The sequence below is a fragment of the Acinetobacter cumulans genome (assembly GCF_003024525.3).
GTDB lineage: Bacteria > Pseudomonadota > Gammaproteobacteria > Pseudomonadales > Moraxellaceae > Acinetobacter > Acinetobacter cumulans.
Genome location: NZ_CP035934.2, coordinates 2,843,977 through 2,865,187, shown reverse-complemented (window position 1 = coordinate 2,865,187; position 21,211 = coordinate 2,843,977). Strand labels below are relative to the sequence as shown.

General features: G+C 42.9%; 16 protein-coding genes and 1 pseudogene. 12 read left to right on the top strand and 5 right to left on the bottom strand.

What is annotated here, in order from left to right; genetic code table 11:
- The first annotated feature begins 2 nt into the window (after positions 1-2).
- Positions 3-536, top strand: a complete 534-nt coding sequence (gene yjgA / locus C9E88_RS13480; RefSeq protein WP_106986111.1) for a ribosome biogenesis factor YjgA — start codon at positions 3-5, stop codon at positions 534-536.
- A 126-nt stretch (positions 537-662) separates the two neighbouring features.
- On the opposite strand, the gene C9E88_RS13475 is transcribed toward yjgA, so the two are convergent.
- Positions 663-2,303, bottom strand: a complete 1,641-nt coding sequence (locus C9E88_RS13475) for an acyl-CoA synthetase (RefSeq protein WP_106986112.1) — start codon at positions 2,301-2,303, stop codon at positions 663-665.
- Positions 2,304-2,726: 423 nt separating this feature from the next.
- Between C9E88_RS13475 and C9E88_RS13470 the strand changes: the two genes are divergently transcribed.
- Together C9E88_RS13470 and C9E88_RS13465 are read left to right on the top strand one after the other, a co-directional pair.
- Positions 2,727-4,013: a D-arabinono-1,4-lactone oxidase gene (locus C9E88_RS13470; RefSeq protein WP_106986113.1), complete on the top strand. Its 1,287-nt coding sequence runs from the start codon at positions 2,727-2,729 to the stop codon at positions 4,011-4,013.
- Between the two features lies 1 nt (position 4,014).
- The gene (locus tag C9E88_RS13465; protein ID WP_106986115.1) at positions 4,015-5,169 is read left to right on the top strand and encodes an alanine racemase; all 1,155 of its coding nucleotides are present in this window, start codon (positions 4,015-4,017) and stop codon (positions 5,167-5,169) included.
- 62 nt (positions 5,170-5,231) lie between these two features.
- Here the strand turns inward: C9E88_RS13465 and C9E88_RS13460 are convergent.
- Positions 5,232-5,966: pseudogene (locus C9E88_RS13460) on the bottom strand (FMN-binding glutamate synthase family protein); the annotation flags it as partial.
- A 164-nt stretch (positions 5,967-6,130) separates the two neighbouring features.
- Here C9E88_RS13460 and C9E88_RS13455 point away from each other — a divergent pair.
- Positions 6,131-7,078, top strand: a complete 948-nt coding sequence (locus C9E88_RS13455; RefSeq protein ID WP_162368846.1) for an IS30 family transposase — start codon at positions 6,131-6,133, stop codon at positions 7,076-7,078.
- Here C9E88_RS13455 and C9E88_RS13450 read toward each other — a convergent pair.
- The gene (locus C9E88_RS13450; RefSeq protein ID WP_202981939.1) at positions 7,075-7,908 is read right to left on the bottom strand and encodes a glutamate synthase-related protein; all 834 of its coding nucleotides are present in this window, start codon (positions 7,906-7,908) and stop codon (positions 7,075-7,077) included. The genes C9E88_RS13455 and C9E88_RS13450 overlap by 4 nt on opposite strands.
- A 337-nt stretch (positions 7,909-8,245) precedes the next feature.
- Between C9E88_RS13450 and thrS the strand changes: the two genes are divergently transcribed.
- From thrS to C9E88_RS13425, 5 genes are all read left to right on the top strand, one after another.
- On the top strand, positions 8,246-10,168 hold the full coding sequence (gene thrS / locus C9E88_RS13445; protein WP_106986238.1) for a threonine--tRNA ligase: 1,923 nt from the start codon (positions 8,246-8,248) through the stop codon (positions 10,166-10,168).
- A 5-nt stretch (positions 10,169-10,173) separates the two neighbouring features.
- The gene (gene infC, locus C9E88_RS13440; protein ID WP_106986237.1) at positions 10,174-10,722 is read left to right on the top strand and encodes a translation initiation factor IF-3; all 549 of its coding nucleotides are present in this window, start codon (positions 10,174-10,176) and stop codon (positions 10,720-10,722) included.
- 339 nt (positions 10,723-11,061) lie between these two features.
- Positions 11,062-11,679, top strand: a complete 618-nt coding sequence (locus C9E88_RS13435) for a glutathione S-transferase N-terminal domain-containing protein (RefSeq protein WP_106986236.1) — start codon at positions 11,062-11,064, stop codon at positions 11,677-11,679.
- Between the two features lie 95 nt (positions 11,680-11,774).
- Positions 11,775-12,059 (top strand): hypothetical protein, encoded by a 285-nt coding sequence (locus C9E88_RS13430; RefSeq protein ID WP_106986235.1) that lies wholly within the window; start codon positions 11,775-11,777, stop codon positions 12,057-12,059.
- A gap of 27 nt (positions 12,060-12,086) precedes the next feature.
- Positions 12,087-12,512, top strand: a complete 426-nt coding sequence (locus C9E88_RS13425) for a YqaA family protein (protein WP_106986234.1) — start codon at positions 12,087-12,089, stop codon at positions 12,510-12,512.
- A 66-nt stretch (positions 12,513-12,578) separates the two neighbouring features.
- Here C9E88_RS13425 and C9E88_RS13420 read toward each other — a convergent pair whose 3' ends face one another.
- Both C9E88_RS13420 and C9E88_RS13415 read right to left on the bottom strand, forming a co-directional pair.
- On the bottom strand, positions 12,579-13,316 hold the full coding sequence (locus C9E88_RS13420; RefSeq protein WP_106986233.1) for an energy transducer TonB: 738 nt from the start codon (positions 13,314-13,316) through the stop codon (positions 12,579-12,581).
- A 100-nt stretch (positions 13,317-13,416) separates the two neighbouring features.
- Entirely contained in the window at positions 13,417-14,670 is a 1,254-nt protein-coding gene (locus tag C9E88_RS13415; protein ID WP_106986232.1) for an MFS transporter, read from the bottom strand.
- A gap of 231 nt (positions 14,671-14,901) precedes the next feature.
- Here C9E88_RS13415 and rpmI point away from each other — a divergent pair, with 231 nt between their 5' ends.
- The 3 genes from rpmI (at position 14,902) to C9E88_RS13400 (ending at position 21,157) form a co-directional block, all read left to right on the top strand.
- Positions 14,902-15,096, top strand: coding sequence for a 50S ribosomal protein L35 (gene rpmI, locus C9E88_RS13410; protein ID WP_004804484.1), 195 nt, complete (start codon positions 14,902-14,904; stop codon positions 15,094-15,096).
- Positions 15,097-15,107: 11 nt separating this feature from the next.
- Positions 15,108-15,467: a 50S ribosomal protein L20 gene (gene rplT / locus C9E88_RS13405; protein ID WP_004723060.1), complete on the top strand. Its 360-nt coding sequence runs from the start codon at positions 15,108-15,110 to the stop codon at positions 15,465-15,467.
- A 152-nt stretch (positions 15,468-15,619) separates the two neighbouring features.
- Positions 15,620-21,157 carry a YDG domain-containing protein gene (locus C9E88_RS13400; protein ID WP_106986231.1) on the top strand — a complete coding sequence of 1,846 codons (5,538 nt, stop codon included), beginning with the start codon at positions 15,620-15,622 and terminating at the stop codon, positions 21,155-21,157.
- Positions 21,158-21,211 lie beyond the last annotated feature (54 nt).

The window sequence follows — 21,211 nt, the reverse complement described above, 5'->3', positions numbered from 1 at the left end:
TCGTGGCACGTCGACCAACTCGTTTTACTGAAGATGATTTTGAATCTCTAGAAGGACGTGCAAGCAAAACCGAACAAAAGAAGGCTGTACAGCGTATGGCCGCTTTGGGTGAACAGCTTGCAGAGCTGAGTCCTAAACAAATCAAAAATCTTCCAGTGGATGAGCGCTTGATTGAAGCGCTTCTTGATATTCAAGCAATTTCATCGCATGAAGCGCGTCGCCGTCAATGCTCGCGTATTGGCAAGTTAATGCGTAATGAAGATGAAAGTGTCATTTTATCGTATTTAACACCGAAGCAAGGTTTGAAAAAAACTGCGCAGTTGAATCGTTGGGTTGATCGCATTATTAAAGATGGTGATCCAGTCATTAATGACTTTTCTAAAACTTATAATGCGACAGAGCGCCATACTCTACGTCAGCATGCTTTACGTGTTCATCGTGATATCGCAAAGAATGCAACGGAAGAAGAAATTGCAGCGTCTAGACTCAAATTATTCAACTATGTACAGCAAGTTGCATTAATTTCAGACAATTAATGTTGTAATTAAAAACGGCTCATAAGAGCTGTTTTTTTTGAATCTATGAGTAGTATGTCTATTGATTCTATCTGTGCATAAAGAAAAACGACCCATAGCGGTCGTTTTTCTGTTTTAACTGAATGCTTAGCTGAACTCACCTGTGGCACGTTCTTTTGCCCAGTCACGAAGGACAAATTTTTGTAACTTACCTGTCGAGGTTTTTGGAATTTCTGTAATCACCACATCTTTAGGGACTTTAAAGCGTGCAAGGTGTTGCTTACAGAATTCAATAATTTCCTCAGGAGTGGCTTCTTTGCCGACCTTGAGCTCAATGAAGGCACAAGGGACTTCTTGCCAACGTGGATCTGGTTTCGCAACGACAGCCGCAGTGAGTACTGCTGGGTGCTGGTACAGGACTTCTTCAACTTCAAGCGATGAAATATTCTCGCCACCTGAAATAATCACATCTTTAGAGCGATCGGTAATTTTTGCATAGCCATCGGGCTGGCAGACTGCTAAATCACCAGTATGGAACCAGCCACCAGCAAAAGCTTCAGCCGTAGCTTCGGGGTTTTTCAAATAGCCTTTCATCACAATGTTGCCACGGAACATGATTTCACCCATGGTCTGGCCATCATTTTTTACAGGGAGCATCGTTTCTGGATCAAGCACTTTCATGCCATCCTGAAGTGGATATGGTACGCCTTGACGCGAGTGTAGCTGTGCTTGTTCTTGAATTGAAAGCTCTGACCAGCCTGCTTGTGAAGCACACAGTGCAGAAGGACCATAGGTTTCTGTAAGGCCATAAACATGTGTCACATTAATGCCAATACCACGCATGCCTTCAATAATGGCTGCTGGAGGTGCTGCACCAGCCACCATCACTTCTACACGATGATCGAATGAAGTCTTTTTCTCTTCTGGGGTATTGATCAACATTGAAAGTACGATTGGCGCACCGCAGAAATAATCCACTTTATGTTCAGCGATTAATTTGAAAATCAGCTCAGGATCAACTTTACGTAAACAGATATTGGTTCCACCATTGGCTGCCATGGTCCAGCCAAAGCACCAGCCATTACAATGGAACAGCGGGAGGGTCCAAAGGTAAGTCGCACGTGGCTTCATACCACAGGCAATGATATTGCTGGCTGCATTAATATAAGCACCACGGTGATGATAAACCACGCCTTTTGGATTGCCTGTGGTGCCTGAGGTATAACTCAGACTAATCGCATCCCATTCATCGCCAGGGAGGTCCCATTCGAAATTGCTATCACCTTGTGCAATCCAGTCTTCATATTCAATTTGACCAATGCGTTGGCTGGTGCCTTCATATTCAACATCAGCGACATCAATAATGTAGATCTCTTTATTGATCAGGGCTAAGGCCTCTTGTGCTACGCTGGTAAATTCAGGATCAACCAAAAGAACTTTGCTTTCAGCATGTTCAAGCATGAAAGCAATGGTTTTTGCATCTAAGCGGGTATTAAGGGTATTTAAAACCGCACCTGCCATAGGCACTGCAAAGTGTGCTTCGATCATTGCTGGAATATTTGGAAGTAAAACCGACACAGTATCATTTTTTTGAATGCCCAATTGCTGTAATTGGTGGGCAAACTGACGACAGCGCTGATACGTTTGACGCCAGCTGATATGACGATCACCATGAATAATCGCCTCTTGGTCTGGATAAATATATGCAGCCCGTTCTAAATAGCGCAAAGGTGATAATGCAACGAAGTTTGCCGGTGTACGAGGCAATTCATCATAAGGACTGACCATGTCAAAACTCCAAATTTATTTATTCTAATTTCCTGCTTACACAATATTCAGAATTGTGGATTGTTGCATTTATTCTTTAGTCGAGTATTTACTCTATTGTATGCTTAAAGTCGAGTGCATTGATCTTTTTTTGGGTATAGATAGATGAGGTGATTTAGACAGCTTTTGGGGTCCTGAAGTATGAGAAAGAGCATACCTGTGTGTGAAATTTTTAATGAAGTATATTCAACAAGGTAGCGTTCAATAACGGCATAGCTGTGCCTTTTTAGTTTTTATAGCTAAGCAAGAACTTAAAGTAGATTGACTTTTGTTTATAAATTGAGCCATATACATATAGGAAGGGTCAATATTGCATTGCACACTTTAAAAAAATAAGAAGAGCAATTCAGCATTGTGCTTAGCGCACAGACTGAGGATATAACAATGATAAAAATGCAATCCGAGTTTTGGTCGAACTGGTCAGGTTCGCAACAAGCCTATCCAAAATTACTGCGTCCGAACAGCTTAGAGGTATTACAAAATGTGATACGTACACACCCCAAAATTCGAGTGATCGGTGCAGGGCATTCATTTAGTGGCTTGGCCCAAACCAATGACGTACTTTTGAGCCTAGATTACTTTAAAGGTGTGGTCTCACATGATGATCAGCATTGCCAAAGTGTGGTGCAGGCAGGTACGCATTTATATGATTTAGGTGAAAAACTGGCTACCTATAATCAGGCGCTCATGAATCAGGGGGATATAGATCAACAGACATTGGCGGGTGCAATTGCGACAGGAACGCATGGCACGGGGATCGATTTGCAATGCCTATCTGCCTATGTAGAAGGCTTTGAGTTGATTACGGCAGATGGCGATTTAATTTGGTGTGATGCATTGCACCATCGTGAGATATATCAAGCAGGTCGCGTTGCTTTTGGAAGCTTGGGGCTCATGACTAAAATTAAATTACAAAATCGTCCCATGTATAAGCTCAAAGAGCAGATCCGCAGTTGCCCATTTACAGAAGTGCTCCAACATATTGAGCAATGGAAATCACAACATCGGCATATCGAGTTTTGGGCATTTATTCATTCGCCGAATGTCATTTTAAAAACTTTAGACGAAACCAATGAACCCGTACAACCAAAAACAGAACAAATTTTAGATGAAGATGTATTTTTACGAATCTGTTCTGAACTCACCAAGTCATGTCCTGTTTTAAATCCAGCATTGCAGAAATTGGTGAGTCTATTGGTACGACCGAGTACCGCAATTGATTGGTCCAGTCGGATCTTTCCCGCTGTACGTGAAACACGCTTTAACGAAATGGAATATCAGTTGCCAGTTAAAGAAGGACTCGCTTGCTTAGAAGAGCTAATGTACTGTTTAAAAAAGCACAAAGTCCCGATGTTTTTTCCAATTGAATTTCGTTATGTCAAAGCCGATGACATTTGGCTGAGCCCATTTTATCAGCAGGACTCGATTTCAATTTCGATACATCAGTACTATCGGCAAGATTATGTCAGTATTTTTAAATTGGCAGAGCCAATCTTTCAAAAATATGGTGGACGACCACATTGGGGGAAATTGCACACGCTAGGAGGAGATGCGTTAAGTACCTTGTATCCGAAATGGGATGATTTTATGCATTTGCGACAACAGTTAGATCCTGAGAAAAAGTGGATCAATTCGCATCTGGAACATTTATTTTGGGGACGTAGTGATTGATATGTCTGTTGCGTACTTTGAAGCACTGAATCGTGAGTTGATACAAGCAGGAACGGGGCAAGCACAGTTGCTGTTAGATCTCGATCGTTTAGATGCTAACCTTGCTACATTACAAGCTCAATTGAATGCTCAATGTCAGATGCGCATTGTTGTTAAGTCTTTGGCAAGTCCTGAGTTGTTGCAATACATTAGCCAGCGATTGCCGAGCCAACGCTTTATGCTGTTCCATTTTCCACATTTAAAACAGATTCAAACTCTATTTCCGCAGGGTGATATTTTATTGGGCAAGCCTATGCCGATCCAAGCTTTACAAAGATCGGATCAACAGCTTTTTGAGTCGCAAAATATACAATGGCTCATCGACTCAGTTGAGCGCTTAAACCAATATTTGCAGTTTGCGCAGTCAAGACAGATTCAACTTAGGGTAAGTTTGGAAATTGATATAGGCTTGCACCGAGGTGGCTTTGCAGACGAAACCAACTTTGCACAGGCATTGGCATTGATTCAGGCGAACGCGCCGTATTTGAAGCTCAGCGGCTTAATGGGCTACGATGCGCATGTGAGCAAGTTGCCTCAGCCTTGGTTTAAGCCAGAAGATATTTTTCAACGTACACAGCAACGGTATCAGTTTTTTATACAATGCCTACGCCAGTATTTTTCTGAAGCTGAATTAAAGGACGTGTGCTTGAATGGTGCAGGCAGTGCCAGCTTTGGCTTACATCAGCAAGCTACGGTTTGTAATGATTTGGCGGTGGGATCTGCTTTAGTCAAACCGCTGGATTTTGAGTTAAGTTCATTAAAGGCATTTCGTCCCGCGCTGTGGATTGCAGCACCAGTTTTAAAAGTGATTCCTCACGTGCAATTACCTGAACTATCATTCTTGTCACGCGTATTTCGCAAACAACAGGCGGTATTTATTTACGGCGGATATTGGCGGGGGAAATGTGAGTACCCATTGGGTGCAAAACCACATAGTTTATATGGTCGAAGTAGCAATCAGGAAATGTTGCAACTACCTTCAGGCTGCCAAATACAGGTCGATGATTATGTGTTTATTCGCCCCAGTCAAAGTGAGGCGATCATTGCGCAGTTTGCGGCACTGTGTGTAATTCGAAATAGGCAACTACATGCCACGTGGTGCACATTTAGAGACTAAGTGTGCACCATCTGTTTTGGCATTTTAAGTATTGCTTTTACAGCATGTTCATCGCGATGTTTTTAATTCTGAAACCCGCCATAATGAATGCCAGTCAGTTCAGACATCTCTTTTTTCCATGTGGTGAGGTCATCTTTACAAAATTGATTTAGATGATGATGGCCACATGCCCGCGCCATGACTTGCATGAGTTCAATAGATGCATGAAAGAAATTTGCCAATTGCTGTGCAGATTTTTCAATTTCAAGTCGTGCACGTAAATGATCTTGTTGGGTGGCAATACCGACTGAGCAATCATTGGATTGACATGCGCGCATACCCAAACAGCCAATTGCTTGCATCGCTGAGTTAGACACTGCAATTGCATCTGCACCTAAAGCCAAAGCTTTAATAAAGTCGGCAGGCACACGTAAACCACCTGTAATCACTAAGCTGATATCTCGGCGACCCAAGCGATCTAGGTGTCGACGTGCACGTGCCAGTGCTGGAATGGTCGGAACGGAGATATTGTCACGGAACAGCGTGGGTGCTGCACCTGTACCCCCACCACGGCCATCTAAAATAATGTAATCAACACCAACCGCGATGGCTGCATCGATGTCTTTTTCAATATGCTGAGCAGACAGCTTAAAGCCAATTGGAATGCCACGAGTTTCTTCGCGGATATAATTTGCAAAGTCTTTATATTGAGACAGCCCCGTCCAGTCAGGGAAGGTCGCTGGAGAAATTGCGGCTTCGCCTTCAGGTAGATTACGCACTTCGGCAATTTTACCTACTACTTTATGACCAGGTAAATGTCCACCTGTGCCCGTTTTGGCGGCTTGCCCGCCTTTAAAATGAAAAGCTTGGCATTTTTTAACTTCTTAGATTCTCAAATGAAGTGCAACAGAGATTAATGTATTGGAAGAAAGCAAGATGAGTTAGCATTATGCTTCCGACCGACCAAAGTCAAAGTTGCATCATGAACTATACTCATCTTACTCAAGAAGAAAGATATCAGATTTATACCTTGTTACGTGAAGGTTTTTCCAAACGTTATATCGCTTTGCGTTTAAATCGCTCTCCCTCAACAATTTCTAGGGAAATTCTGCGTAATAAAGCGAGAAATGGCTATTTCGCTCAACATGCCCATAAATTGGCTCGACGACGGCATTGTTCAAACCCTAAAACAATTCCTAATGAGCTTTGGATGCGTGTCATCTCTTATCTTGATATTCAATGGAGTCCCGAGCAAATCGCTTCTCATGTTTCAGTTAGTCTGCATTCCATCTACCGCTTCATACAACAGGATAAAAGCAAGGGTGGGACACTCTTTCACAACCTGCGTTTCAGAAATCAAAGAAAGAGAAAATATGGCTCTCCTGAAACCCGTGGTCAGCTGATCAATCGTAAAAGCATTCATTATCGACCTATAGAGATAGAGCTTCGGACTCGCTTTGGTGATCTGGAAATAGATACGATTGTAGGCAAGAACCATCAGCAATCATTGGTCTCGATTGTAGACAGGAAGACGGGTTATCTTTGGCTGAAAAAGTGTAGTTCACGCAAGGCAGAGGAAGTTTGCCAAGCCACAATCAGCTTATTGAATCCAGTTAAAGATCAGCTAAAAACAATGACAGCAGATAATGGCAAGGAGTTCAGCTTGCATGAGCATACTGCTAGAGAATTAGGGATAGAGTGGTATTTCGCTGATCCTTACAGTGCTTGGCAACGTGGTACAAATGAAAATACCAATGGTTTAATCAGGCAATATATTAGAAAAGGCAGTGATTTAAATGACTATACGGATGAATATATTTCAGAAATCACTCAACGCTTGAATCATTGGCCAAGAAAAAGACTCGGCTTTAAAAGTCCGAGTCAGGTATTATGGCAACAACATGGTGTTGCACTTCAAATGCTAATCTAAGCTTTTTCAATGTCATAGCCAAAACGACCTGAGGCCAGTTCATAAAAATAGCGCGAGTTGGCAGCTTGCTCATCGGCGAGCATACCGCCTTCGCCCGAGCAAATCCCTGTACCTGCCAGCTCAGCGCCCATTGCAAGTGCTGTTTTTGCTTCTTGTGATAAGGCGCCAAAACTCATATCGGACACAAAGAGTGGAATATCTAAAACCAAGGGCTTTTTGGCATTTGGACCAATCACCACTTTTGTTGCAACGGGTGCATCATCAAGTAGAGGCACTTTCCACAGCTGTGCAGTCACCAGTTGAATATCTTCCCATTTGGGCAGCTTATCAAAAGGGACTCCCATCGCAGCCGTCGGGCCATGATGCCCAAAGTTTTTTAGGCCATTACGCGCAAGCTCTAAAATAAATTTATTGTGTGGCTCTTCTGGTGCAGGTGCAGAATCTGCATATAAACCTTGGTATTGATCGCGTTTATATTGTTGCGGATTGCGTTTTTCCCAAGCTGTAATTTCCTCTAAATCAACAAAAACCTGATCGTTCTCTACCCATGCTTTAAATTTTTGTAGGTTTTTATTGAGGTAACGAGGGTTGATTCCAGTTTTATAAATATAGTGCGAGCCATGTAGGCCACAGACAATTTTATCACCTTGAATATGTGCATCCGCCATCAATGCACCACGGTGCTGGCAACGACCGTACATGACGACCACATTTTCTGGGTCATCTTCGGGTAAGCGAAGAACGATTAAATCGACATTCGCCGCTAAAGCATAAGCGGGCTTTAATGGGGAAAGTTCTGTCCAAGAAATTAAAGAATGTGCTTGCATCATACCTGCCTAATTTTATTCAGTGAGTAATTTTGCTAATCAGATAAATTATTTTTGAAAACTCTAAGTGATGTCCAAGACCATCAAAATTGGATTTTCAAGCTAAGCTTAATATGGAATGATTTGATTATAGAGTGGCTAATTGTAAGAACACATGTTTTAGGAAATATAGACATCTGTGGATAAATCAGCATTAACGGTTTATTAAACGGGCCAAGACGTGTAAAATTTAGATCGAATTTTATTTATCCACCGTTTTTATCTTTTGAGGGTTTCCCTCGATCATAATCTCGCGGTGATATGCTCTATTGTACGGGGCATCACTCCTTAAGGATTTTTTATGCCAATTATCACTTTGCCAAATGGCGATCAAAAAGAATTTGATCACGCCGTATCTGTGATGGAAGTTGCTCAAAGCATCGGTCCTGGTCTTGCAAAAAATACAGTTGCTGGTCGTGTAAACGGTCAATTGGTTGACGCATCTGACTTAATTACAGCAGACGCAAGCTTGCAAATTATCACGCCTAAAGACGATGATGGTGTTCATATCATTCGTCACTCTTGCGCTCACCTTGTAGGTCATGCAGTTAAGCAATTGTTCCCACAAGCAAAAATGGTAATTGGTCCAGTCATCGAAGATGGCTTCTATTACGACATCTTCAGTGAAAAACCATTCACACCAGAAGATATGGCTGCCATCGAAGAGCGCATGAAAAAGCTCATCGATCAAGATTATGACGTTATTAAAAAAATGACACCGCGTGATGAAGTGATTAAAGAATTCACTGCACGTGGCGAAGATTATAAATTACGTCTGATTGAAGACATGCCTGACGAAACAGAAATGGGCTTGTACTACCATCAAGACTATTTGGATATGTGCCGTGGTCCGCACGTACCGAATACTAAATTCTTAAAAGCATTCAAACTGACTAAAATGTCAGGCGCTTACTGGCGTGGTGATGCGAAAAACGAACAGCTACAACGTATTTACGGTACAGCGTGGGCAGACAAAAAACAGCTTGCTGCATATATCAAACGTATTGAAGAAGCTGAAAAACGCGATCACCGTAAAATTGGTAAAGCACTTGATTTGTTCCACATGCAAGAAGAAGCACCAGGCATGGTGTTCTGGCATCCGAACGGTTGGACTATTTACCAAGTACTTGAGCAGTACATGCGTAAAGTTCAACAAGCCAATGGCTACGAAGAAATTCGTACACCACAAGTGGTGGATTTCACGCTTTGGGAAAAATCAGGCCATGCTGCAAACTATGCAGACAACATGTTTACGACGCATTCAGAGAATCGTAACTATGCTGTAAAACCGATGAACTGCCCATGTCACGTGCAAGTATTTAACCAAGGTTTAAAATCTTACCGTGATCTTCCTGTTCGTTTGGCTGAGTTTGGTTCATGTCACCGTAACGAACCATCGGGCTCATTGCACGGCATTATGCGTGTACGTGGCTTTACCCAAGATGATGCGCATATTTTCTGTACTAAAGAACAAATTGGTACTGAGGTTGCAGACTTTATTAAACTGACTTTAGATGTTTATAAAGATTTTGGCTTCGAAGAAGTGCAAATGAAATTGTCTACACGTCCAGAAAAACGTGTGGGTGATGACAAACTTTGGGACATGGCAGAAAAATCTTTGGCAGATGCTTTAGATGCTGCTGGCTTAGAGTGGGAACTTCAACCAGGTGAAGGTGCATTCTACGGTCCGAAAATTGAATTCTCATTAAAAGACTGCTTAGGCCGTGTATGGCAGTGCGGTACAATTCAATGTGACTTCAACTTGCCAGAACGTTTAGACGCTTCTTATGTAACCGAAGACAACGATCGTGATCAGCCTGTAATGTTGCACCGTGCAATTCTTGGCAGTTTCGAACGTTTTATTGGTATACTTATTGAACACTATGCTGGTTTCATGCCACCTTGGTTGTCACCAATCCAAGCATGTGTAATGAACATTACAGATTCACAAGCAGAAGCATGTGGGTCAGTCGTCGAGAAACTTAAAGAAAACGGTATTCGTGCCATTTCTGACTTGAGAAATGAGAAAATCGGCTTTAAGATTCGTGAACGTACATTAGAGCGTATTCCTTACTTACTGGTACTTGGGGACCGTGAAGTAGAAGAAGGTACAGTAAACGTACGTACCCGCTCTGGAACAAATTTGGGCACTATGTCAATCGATGCTTTCGTTGACTTAGTGAAAGCAGCCGTAGCCGAACGTGGCCGGTACATTGTGGAGTAAAAGCGATTAAACAGCCTGACCGTAATCAACAGGGTAGTAAATCAAACCGTCCTGCGTTGAATGATGAAATTCGTGCAAAAGAAGTCCGTCTTGTAGACGAAAATGGCGAGCAAAAAGGGATTGTATCTCTAAATGAAGCTTTGCGCGCAGCAGAAGCTGCTGATCTTGACCTTGTTGAGATCGTTGCAAATGCTGAGCCACCAGTCTGCAAAATCATGGACTTTAACAAGCATTTGTTTGATCTTAAGCAAAAGCAGAAAGAAGCGAAGAAAAAACAACATCAAGTACAGGTGAAAGAAATCAAGTTACGCCCAGGTACTGATGTTGGTGATTACAACGTAAAACTACGTGCAATCATCAAGTTCCTTGAGGAAGGCAACAAAGTAAAAATTACGTTGCGTTTCCGTGGTCGTGAAATGGCACACCAACAACTTGGTTTGGCTCAATTACAAAAAATTGAAGCAGACGTGGTTGATGTGGGTGTTGTTGAGCAGACCCCGAAAATGGAAGGTCGTCAAATGGGTATGTTACTTGGTCCTAAAAAACGTAAGTAATCTACATTTTGAAAAAAAGCCCTGCAATTGCAGGGCTTTTTTTATTGAAATAATAGGATTGAAGTGCTGATCTAAATAAAAGACATGAAAGCTACACTTTAAGCATGCTTAATGGTATCTACATAATCAGGGTTAAGGGCAGTATAAAAAATTGAAATAGATGTATTTGGCGAATAATCGGATTTTGAGAAAAACATTGCTTAATTTGTTATCTTTTTCGCTATATTTTTATGCTGAGTTTCAGTTTAAGTTAAGGTTTAAAAGCGTAATGCATGCTATAAACAGCACATAAATCAAGACAGTTGATATTAAAAATCAGAACATTGACAGGATAAGTATATGATTGATCTGTATTATTGGGGGACGCCCAATGGCCATAAAATCACCATTGCATTAGAAGAAATGGGCTTGGAATATCAAATTTTCCCAATTAATATTTTAGAGGATGATCAATTTCAGCCTGATTTTTTAAAAATCTCGCCAAACAACAAAATACCAGCGATTGTGGATCAAAACGGGCCACGTGGTGAAGCCATCTCCGTATTTGAGTCGGGTGCTATTTTACAGTACCTTGGCCGTAAAACTGGACTGTATTATCCTGAAGATGAATTTGAGCGTGTTGAAGTTGAGCAGTGGCTGATGTGGCAAATGGGTGGCTTTGGTCCAATGTTGGGTCAAAATCACCATTTTAGTCGTTTTGCGCCGGAGCGTATTCCGTATGCAACTGAGCGTTATGTGAATGAAACTAAGCGCTTATACAAAGTTTTAAATCATCAATTAATTGGGCAAAAATATGTAGCTGGCGGCTACTCGATTGCAGATATGGCGATACTGCCTTGGATTTTGCGTCATGAGTGGCAGGGGATTCAGTTAGAAGATTATCCACAAGTGAAAGAGTATGTCGAGCGCTTAACGGCGCGCCCTGCGGTGCAGAAAGCATTGGCTATAAAAGTCTGATGGCAATAACAAGGCATTGTTTTAAGCAGTTATGCTAAGATGATTGAAAATCATAAAACCACCACTTCTGCGGTGGTTTTTTATTGGATGAATACATGAAAGAATTTTTCTTAAATCTGACACGCATTGTGGAAGCCAATTCGCGGGTTTATTTTGCCATTATTGCAGCTATTGTGCTGTCTTTAGTCTTGTTTATTGCCGAGGCTGTGCATATTCAAACGGTCGCTAATGCATTGCAAACACATGATCAAGTCAGATTAAAAGAAGTGATTCAACCGCTAACTACACGTTATGGTTGGTCGCGCGCTTTCATTATTGGCGTTATGGTTTTGTGGTCGATTTGGGAATACCGTAAGACCAAACAGCGATTAGGTTTGTAATACAACCAGACAGAGGAATAGCACAGCATGAGTTTGTTTTTGTTATTCCTTTGCGCCTTTGGGGCAGCCACACTGTTGCCTTTGCAGTCTGAGGCGGTTTTGTTAGGCTTGTTGATACAGCACAGTTATGCAGTTGGGTGGCTCATTGCCATAGCAAGCGTGGGTAATATTTTAGGTTCCTGTGTTAATTGGTATTTGGGCCTAAAGATAGAACAATTTAAAAATAAAAAATGGTTTCCTGTATCTGCCCAGAAAATGCAACAGGCTCAGGACTTCTATCAAAAATATGGCTATTGGTCATTGTTGCTCAGTTGGACACCAATCATTGGCGATCCAATTACCTTAATTGCTGGTCTATTAAAAGAAAATTTTTGGCGGTTTTTAGTGCTGGTAAGCGTGGCAAAAATTGGGCGTTATCTTTGCGTTTATTTGATTTTTATTAATGTATTTTAACGTTGTGCATGATTGAAGTCGGCATAAAAAAAGGCCCATCAAATGAGATGAGCCTTAGTGTGGACATTATTTGCAAGCATTGAGCTTAAATTCAATTTGGTCCTTAAAGTGGGATTGCTTATACATCCATAAGGTACGCGCATTGCGTTTTACGCTAATTTTACTGTCTGATACGGCTTGTACAATATTTTGATCCAGTGCATAAATACCAGAACCTTGTTTAATTTTTACTTTTTTAACGTTGCCGTGCTTGTCTGTGGCAAAGCTAAATTTAACTTGGCGGTTATGGCCATTGAGCTGACTTGAGTTAAGACTCAGCTTTGGTTGCACTACATATTGAAAAGCAGTTTTTTTTGCTTCGCTTTGAGCAAGCCAAACTTTTGAATCGAACTGGTAGTCACACACAGTTTCTTTGTTGCTGAGCTTGAGGTTAAAGGCTTGATAACCTATTTGTGATACGGCACGACCATTTTTGATATGGGGTTTGACCTGAGCATCTTCAACGGCTTGAATTAAAAGCTGGTCGAGGGCTTTAAGGCCAGTACTTTCTTCAACCGTAGCATTGGTTACATCACCTTTGGTATTGGCCACCACACGAATGATTGCTGCACGATTTTCATTTTTTAAATCTTCAATGCTGTAATTCGGCTCTGGAAACTTAGACCACTGTAAACGTGTGGTTAAGTGCGATGTCGGTGAGACGTCAATCGTCTGTGCAGGAAGCTGATGGACTTGTTTCGTAGCTGCACTGTAAGCCGTCAGTGGGAGGCACATTAAAGTAGATAAGCACAGAATTTTTTTCATAAGTTAAAGGCTTTAATCACGCAATGTGATGATTGGTCAATATTGAAGCGCAGTATTTCCTGAATTAGAAATACTGGCAAGTCTAAATCCACTGTTTTCGCTATTTTTCTGTACCCTTGGTGATGTCTAGTCCAAATAAATCTTTGGTTTTTGACCAACTGATCACAACAACAGCGAGGGTCATACAGCCGCCAAACACAGTTGCCATAATTGTCCCCATGTATTTTGCGGCTAAACCTGATTCAAAAGCGCCTAACTCATTGCTTGAAGAGACAAACATACCGTTTACAGCGGCGACACGACCACGCATATTTTCTGGCGGATAGATTTGTAAAATGGTTTGGCGAATGACAACTGAAATACTATCGCAAGCGCCTGTCATAGCGAGTGCAAATAAAGACAGCCACAATACGTTTGAATAGGCAAATAACAAGGTGAAGAAGCCAAAGCCCGCAACTGCTAATAACATATTGCGCCATGCATTTTGTGTGGGTGGAAACTTGGTGAGTGCAATCATCGTTATTAATGCACCGATTGAAGGTGCTGCGCGCAGATAGCCAAGGCCTTCTGGACCAACTTTTAAAATATCTTCTGCAAAGATGGGCAAAAGTGCAATCACACCACCAAACAGCACTGAGACTAGATCCAGTGAAATGGCCCATAGCACAATTTTGGTTTTCCAGATAAAGCGAAATCCATCGCCTAAGCTATTCCAAAGTTTGTCAGTTTCAATTTTTGGAAACTGACGCTTTTGCAGTAAGTTAATCAGCACAAAACACAGTACTAATAGGCCTGCAACGCTAAGTAAGCTGTTTTCACGTCCCCAGAAGGCCAACATAAAACCGCCTAACATTGGCCCTAAAATAACGCCACTTTGCCAACCAATCGTGGTCCATGTTGCACCATTGGCGTACAGTTCACGTGGAATTAAAAATGGTTTTAATGACGTAGCAGAGGGATTATAAAAACCACGAATGGTGCCTAGGCCAAAAATGACGGCATAAATACCCCATGACAGCGTTTGTACGCCAATCGTTGCTTGTCCATATAAGTGAAACAACCACCATAAAATGAGCGGCATGGGGATGGCAAAAAATAAGCAAATCTTCATAATTAATTGCTTATTAAAGCGGTCAGCAAAATAACCGCCCCACAAGGAAAGGCTGATAAATGGAATCGCTTCTGCTAAACCAATTAGGCCCAAGGTGAGTGGGTCTTTGGTAATTTGATAGAGGGAATAAGCCACAATAATTTCTTGAATTAAAATGGCTAAGGTCAAGCTAAATTGGTTGAGGGTGATAATTGAGAAATCACGATAGCGTAAGGCTGCGAATGCATCATGTGCAGGTGTCATAACAGGCAACTGGAGAGAAGATGCGAAAATTATAAGTCGCAGTTTATGCTTGGTTGATATTTCATCATGTAAAGCTTATAGAAAATAAAACTAAGCTCCTCAGAGGTAGATTTTAATTTTCGATGGTGCTTTTGTTTTGAACAAAGATGCTTTAGAATACTCGCTCCCTTACCTGCAGGGCGTAATCGCAATGGTGCGAACGTGCCGAACAGGTGTTCAAAAGAGGTTGTTATGCCTAAGATGAAAACTCGCCGTGGTGCAGCTAAACGCTTTAAAGCGACTGCAAACGGTTTCAAACGCAAACAAGCGTTCAAGCGCCACATTTTGACCAAAAAATCTGCTAAGCGTATTCGTCAATTACGCGGCTGTGTAATGGTTCACGTAAGTGACGTTGCTTCAGTTCGTGCTATGTGCCCATACATCTAAGGAGATTTTAAATGGCTCGTGTAAAACGTGGTGTACAGGCTCATCGCCGTCATAAAAAAATTCTAGCTCGTGCTAAAGGTTACTACGGCGCGCGTTCACGTGTTTATCGTGTTGCGTTTCAAGCAGTAATCAAAGCGGGTCAATACGCTTACCGTGACCGCCGTCAAAAGAAACGTCAATTCCGTGCTCTATGGATTGCGCGTATCAATGCTGGTGCTCGTCAAAACGGTTTGTCGTACAGCCGTATGATCGATGGCTTGAAAAAAGCTCAAGTGATCATCGACCGTCGCGTACTTGCTGACATCGCTATGCATGATTCAGTTGCATTTGCAGCTTTAGCTGAAAAAGCTAAAGGCGCATTGGCTGCTTAATCATCTTAGATGATAAAAAAAGACCGCTTTTAGCGGTCTTTTTTTTGGGCCTAATTTTAGGATGAATGGAAAAATATCCCAAATTTAAGTGATATGACTGTTTTTTGTTTAATGTTCTAATAGCTTCATTTAGCTTTGCTATTGGGTGAAAAATGAACAAAATATATAGAATCATTTGGAATAAGAATAAATCTTGCTGGCAGGCAGTATCTGAACTTGCAAAAAATGCAGCAGGCGCATCGTGTGCTGCCGTTAAAAAAAATAAGGCATCGTCTAAAATCTATTCAAATTATCTCAGCTTGCTGGTATTGCCGGCACTTTCATTATTGTCTTTCAGTGTATCCGCAGCGATCAGTGATATTGCATTGCCAACAGGCCAGCAGGTGATTGCAGGCAGCGCAGAATTTAAACAGTCTGGCAACACGCTGAATGTACTGCAGCAAAGTCAGAATTTATCAGCAAGCTGGAATACATTCAATATCGGCAGTCAGGCAGAGGTTAACTTTGTTCAGCCAAATAATTCCTCTATTGCAGTGAACAGGGTGTTGGACAGTAATGGCAGCCAAATCATGGGCAGGCTGAATGCCAATGGCCAAGTCTTTTTGATTAATCCAAATGGCGTGCTATTTTCCAAAACAGCGCAGGTCAATGCCGGAGGGATTGTAGCTTCTACTTTAGATTTGCAAGATCAGGATTTGTTTCAGGGAAAATTCAGTTTTTCCGGCAATGGCAAAGCAGCGTCTGTTGAAAACCATGGGAAAATCACTGCTGCGCATGGAGGCACGGTTGCGCTGATTGCTTCAGCCGTTAAAAATACCGGTGAAATTACTGCACCAAATGGCCGTGTGGAACTGACCGCAGCGGAAAAAGTGCGCATTACGCTGCAAAATGGAAAACTAGCCAGCTATGACATTGATCAGGGCGCGTTGCAGGCGCTGGTCGACAATGGCGGCGCCATTATTGCAGATAATGGAACTGTGCATTTAACGGCTGCTGCAGAAAAGCAGCTGGGCCGAGCGGTTGTCAACCATAGCGGCTATATCCAAGCTAACCGTCTTGAGACAAATGCGAAGGGCGAAATTGTGCTATTAGGCGATATGTCGAATGGGCAAAGCAATATTTCTGGAACATTGGCTGCTGAAGGCAAAAATGGTCAGAATGGCGGGTTTATCGAAACTTCGGCTGCGGCGGTTCATGTTTCTGATGCGGCTAAAGTCAGCACAGAGGCGGAACATGGCGCAAAACAGGGACAGTGGCTGATTGATCCTGTGGATTTTAAAGTCGGGCAGAATGGCCATATAACCGGCGCTGCATTAAGCGCTGCGTTAAAGACGACGGATGTGATTGTGCAAACGGGCCTGACGCAGGCTTCAGCATCCGGCGCGGTAAATACGGATACGTCCGGAAAAGGCGATATTATCATTGAAGACGCTGTTGCATGGGACAGCGGAAAAGCGCTGACACTGGATGCTTATAATGATATTTACATCAATCATGTCATTGATGCCGGCAAAGGTGCAGGCGGTCAGCTGCATTTGAAATACGGTCAGCAAAGTGCTGACGGCAGCATTAGTGAGATCTTTGATGCTGATGAACAGATGATGAAGCCTATCTATGCAGATTATTATATTCAAGCGCCGGTGCATTTGCAGCAGGGCTTGAATTTCAGCATTCAGCGCGGTTCTGATGTACAGAATTTTAAGGCTTTTCATGTTTTGACGGATATCCATGCTGTGCAGAACATGCAGGATGATCTCAGCGGCAATTATGCTTTAGGCAGCAATATTGATGCGGCTGCGCTTGCCAATTTTTCGCCTGTCGGTACGCTGATTGAAGGTACTGGCCCAAACAGTGGCAACCGCTCATTCACTGGCCGTTTTGACGGTTTAGGTCATATCATTGAAAATTTGACTGTTCATGCTGTGCAGCGCGGCCAGGGTCAAGGCAGTAACTGGGGGATGTTTGGCAAGACGCTAGATGCGGATATCCGCAATATCGGTTTGATGAATGTTAATGTCTCAGGAGATGACAATATTGGCGGTTTGGCCGGCAGCATATCGAGTACTCATATCAGCAACAGTTTCGTTACTGGCAAAGTTGCAGCGCAGAACTATGCCGGCGGCTTGGTTGGCTCATCCTATTTCAGCAGCATTGAACGCGCTTATGCAGATGTCAATGTGCAGGCGGATAATATGTCAGGGGCGCTTGCTGGTGAAGTGTACAGTACCGTTATCAAAGAAGCTTATGCGTTGAATGCTGATGGTTCACAGCAGGTTTGGGACAGCTCAGGTGCAATTGCTGCATTTATGGCTGGACAGGAAAAAAATAGCGCGGCCTATTCAGTTTTGGGCTGGTCTGTTGCAGACAGGGCTGGAATGAATGGCGCTTGGCGGATTTATGAAGGGCAGACTGCACCTTTGCTCAAAGCATTTTTAACACCTCTGACAGTAAAAGCGGATGACTACAGTGGCACATATAATGGCCAGATGCAAAACAGCAGCAGCTATACGGTGTTGGATGATTGGGCAGATGCTTCAAAAATTCTCGGATCTACTGTTTATACCGGAGGCATTAAAAATGCGGGATTAGGCCATTCTCAGCTGGCTGGGCTGTATTCAGTACAAAACGGCTACGATTTGATCTTTTCTCAAGGCGATATCACGTTAAGCAAAGCGCAGATCTATCAGATCAGCAATGCGGTTGCAGATAAAATCTACGATGGGCTGCTGACTGCACAAGTGAATGCAAATGCTGTTGCGGCAGGGCTGTTTGGGGCAGATCAGGTCACAGTTTCAATTGGAAGTGCGCAGTTCTCCGACAAAAATGCAGGCAGAAGTAAAACGGTGAGCTTGTACAATGTCACATTGAATGGCGCTGATGCGCAGAATTATGAGCTTGCATCTAATCTGACGTCGTCAGCGTTTATTTTTCAAAAAGTCATCGATAGTATCAGCGGGATAGAAGTCTTGAGCAAAACCTATGACGGCACAGTGAATGCATCACTGAATGCTGCAGATGCAATGCTCTTCGGAAAGGTTGAAAATGACAGCATTTCTCTAACCGGCAGTGCAAGCTTTATCGACAAAAATGCCGGTTCGGCAAAGTCCGCGCAAGTCAGCAATTTGCAGCTGAGCGGTGCGGATGCAGGCAACTATGCGCTGTCAAGCACGCTGCTGCAAAACGGCTTAACCGCAGCAGCAGACATCCATCAGGCTGAAATCCGCATAGACAGCGGTTTAAAAGCATTGAATAAAACTTATGACGGCACGGTCAATGCGCTGCTGGATGCATCCAATGCTGTTCTTTCTGGCAAAGTTCAAGGCGATGAACTGAGTGCATCCGGTACTGCAAGCTTTGCAGATAAAAATGCAGGAGAGGGTAAAACCGTCTATATCGGCAGCCTGAATTTAACTGGTGCAGATGCGTCGAATTATAAGCTGGAAGGACATTCGTCAGTGCTGTCGGCGGATATTGAAAAAGCGGATTTGACGGTAAGCCAGCTGCTGGCAAAAGACAAAGTGTATGACGGTACAGATGCTGCAGAGGCTGAACTTTGGCGTGCGCAGCTGAATGGCAAAATTGCTTCCGATTTTGTTGCCTTGAGCGGAGGAAAAGCCATATTTTCAGATAAGAATGCGGGACAGAATAAAACAGTTTATATTTCAGATCTGGTGCTGACTGGGGCCGATGCTCAAAATTATCAGCTGCAAAATACACCGTACACAGCTTCTGCGAATATCACGCAGAAAGTTATTTCGGATAACAGCGGCTTTGGGACGATTATCAAAACCTATGATGGAAAACTGTCTGCGCCGCTCTACAGTCAATATGCAATGTCAGCAGACATGATCCAAGGCGATAATGTGATTCTTTATGCCGAGGGAGCAAGTTTTGGCAGCAAAGATGCAGGCGCCAAAATTGCCAAGTTGGAAGGCTTGCAGATCCATGGTGCCGATGCAGCCAATTATCAGCTGTCGGCAAATGCGCCCTGGCTGAATGGCGTGATTGAGAAGGCTGTTATTCAAGGCATTTCAGGACTTCAGGCGCAGGATAAAGTATATGACGGCACAGTGAATGCAGTGATCGGTCAGAACAGCGCCGTTTTAAATGGAGTGATTCTAGGAGATTCAGTTTCTTTGAATATTGGCAGCAGCGCCTTTGCTGCTAAAGATGCAGGTACAGACAGGCAAGTCATTCTTTCTGATCTTGCGCTTATTGGGGCGGATGCGAAAAATTATCAGCTCTATGATCAAAATCTTTTTTTAACAGCGAATATACAGCAGGCGGAAATCAGTAGAATCAACGGCCTGAAGGCAGCGGATAAAGTCTATGACGGGACTATCAAAGCAGAGTTTGATACCCGCGGCGTCAGTTTCGATGGACAAGTCAGCGGCGATGATTTAGGTATTTGGGTCAATGGCGTTTTTGCAGATAAAAATGCAGGTACAGGCAAAAATGTTTCACTCAACAGCTTGCTGCTCATAGGTAAAGACGCGCTGAACTACAAACTGAAAGATACGGCGCTGGCAGGCTTTGAAGGCACGGCGAATATCTCCAAAGCTTTGATTACAGAGGTTCAAGGTTTATCTGCACAAAGCAAAACCTATGACGGAATAGCTTATGCCGATATTAATACAGGGATGAGTGTGCTGAAAGGCAAAGTGGGCTTGGATGACCTGCATATTAATGCGCAGGGGCAATTTGAAGATAAAAATGCTGGTGAAAATAAAAATGTATGGCTGAGCCTGCAGCTGGCTGGCAAAGACGCTTCAAATTATGAGCTGATCAATCCGTCATTAAATTTACAGGCTGACATATACAGCAGAATCATTTCGAGCATTTCAGGCGTGATTGTGGCGGATAAAATTACAACTTCAGATGATGGCACTTTCTATGCCTCTATCAATACGCAAAATGCAGTATTGGGCGGGAAGATTGGCGGGGATCAATTGGTGCTGAATGCCAAAGGCCGGTTTGAAGACAATAAGCCAGGAAATCAAAAAACAGTACATCTTTATGATGCTGTACTGACTGGGCCGGATGCTTCCAACTACAGCTTAGGAGACCTGAAATTTACAGCGCAGGGCAATATTAAACTCCCTGCTGCAGGAGGAGGCAGTTTTGCAGGGGGAAGCAGTTCTGCCGCAGGTATCGGCGCAATTGGCAATAGTATCAGCCTTACTGGCAGCAGCTATGCTGGTATTATTCAGGGGCTTGATATTGAAACCGCGCTTTTAGAGGTGCAATCGCGAAGAGCAGAATTACTTGAAAACCAGCTTGCGGCTCAGATTAATGCTGTGCAGGCAAAAAATGATCAAATTGCTAAGCTCAATGATGTATTGGCAGCAAGCAACGGCTTATTGGCGTTATTTAAGAAGGATGAAACTCATCTGATGCTAGGGCCAAATATTGTAAATAGTCCAGAGTATAAGAAGTGGCTGGAAGCCGCGGCTAAGGCTGGTGTTTCAGTCACTGCCCTCATTGCGGATAATAAAATCAGTAAAAGCGTATTATCCGCTTCTATAAACAATACAAAATCCCAAATAGATTCGTTATCCAATAGTCAGCAGATGGATATGCTGCGCTTGCAGAGTCTGTCAAATAAGCGCAATGAAGCTTTTGAGCAAATGACAAATTTTGTTAAGAAACTGCAGGACAGCCGAAGCTCGATTATTGGCAATATGCGCTAATAAAGCAGAATAAGCTGAATAAAAATAGATGCGGCATCGTTGAAAAAACGCCGT

Excerpts from the sequence above, each read along its gene's own strand:
- C9E88_RS13475 (WP_106986112.1), bottom strand. The coding sequence starts at position 2,303 with ATGGTCAGTCCTTATGATGAATTGCCTCGTACACCGGCAAACTTCGTT.
- C9E88_RS13470 (WP_106986113.1), top strand. The coding sequence starts at position 2,727 with ATGATAAAAATGCAATCCGAGTTTTGGTCGAACTGGTCAGGTTCGCAA.
- C9E88_RS13465 (WP_106986115.1), top strand. The coding sequence starts at position 4,015 with ATGTCTGTTGCGTACTTTGAAGCACTGAATCGTGAGTTGATACAAGCA.
- C9E88_RS13455 (WP_162368846.1), top strand. The coding sequence starts at position 6,131 with ATGAACTATACTCATCTTACTCAAGAAGAAAGATATCAGATTTATACC.
- C9E88_RS13450 (WP_202981939.1), bottom strand. The coding sequence starts at position 7,908 with ATGATGCAAGCACATTCTTTAATTTCTTGGACAGAACTTTCCCCATTA.
- thrS (WP_106986238.1), top strand. The coding sequence starts at position 8,246 with ATGCCAATTATCACTTTGCCAAATGGCGATCAAAAAGAATTTGATCAC.
- C9E88_RS13435 (WP_106986236.1), top strand. The coding sequence starts at position 11,062 with ATGATTGATCTGTATTATTGGGGGACGCCCAATGGCCATAAAATCACC.
- C9E88_RS13430 (WP_106986235.1), top strand. The coding sequence starts at position 11,775 with ATGAAAGAATTTTTCTTAAATCTGACACGCATTGTGGAAGCCAATTCG.
- C9E88_RS13425 (WP_106986234.1), top strand. The coding sequence starts at position 12,087 with ATGAGTTTGTTTTTGTTATTCCTTTGCGCCTTTGGGGCAGCCACACTG.
- C9E88_RS13420 (WP_106986233.1), bottom strand. The coding sequence starts at position 13,316 with ATGAAAAAAATTCTGTGCTTATCTACTTTAATGTGCCTCCCACTGACG.
- C9E88_RS13415 (WP_106986232.1), bottom strand. The coding sequence starts at position 14,670 with ATGACACCTGCACATGATGCATTCGCAGCCTTACGCTATCGTGATTTC.
- rpmI (WP_004804484.1), top strand. The coding sequence starts at position 14,902 with ATGCCTAAGATGAAAACTCGCCGTGGTGCAGCTAAACGCTTTAAAGCG.
- rplT (WP_004723060.1), top strand. The coding sequence starts at position 15,108 with ATGGCTCGTGTAAAACGTGGTGTACAGGCTCATCGCCGTCATAAAAAA.
- C9E88_RS13400 (WP_106986231.1), top strand. The coding sequence starts at position 15,620 with ATGAACAAAATATATAGAATCATTTGGAATAAGAATAAATCTTGCTGG.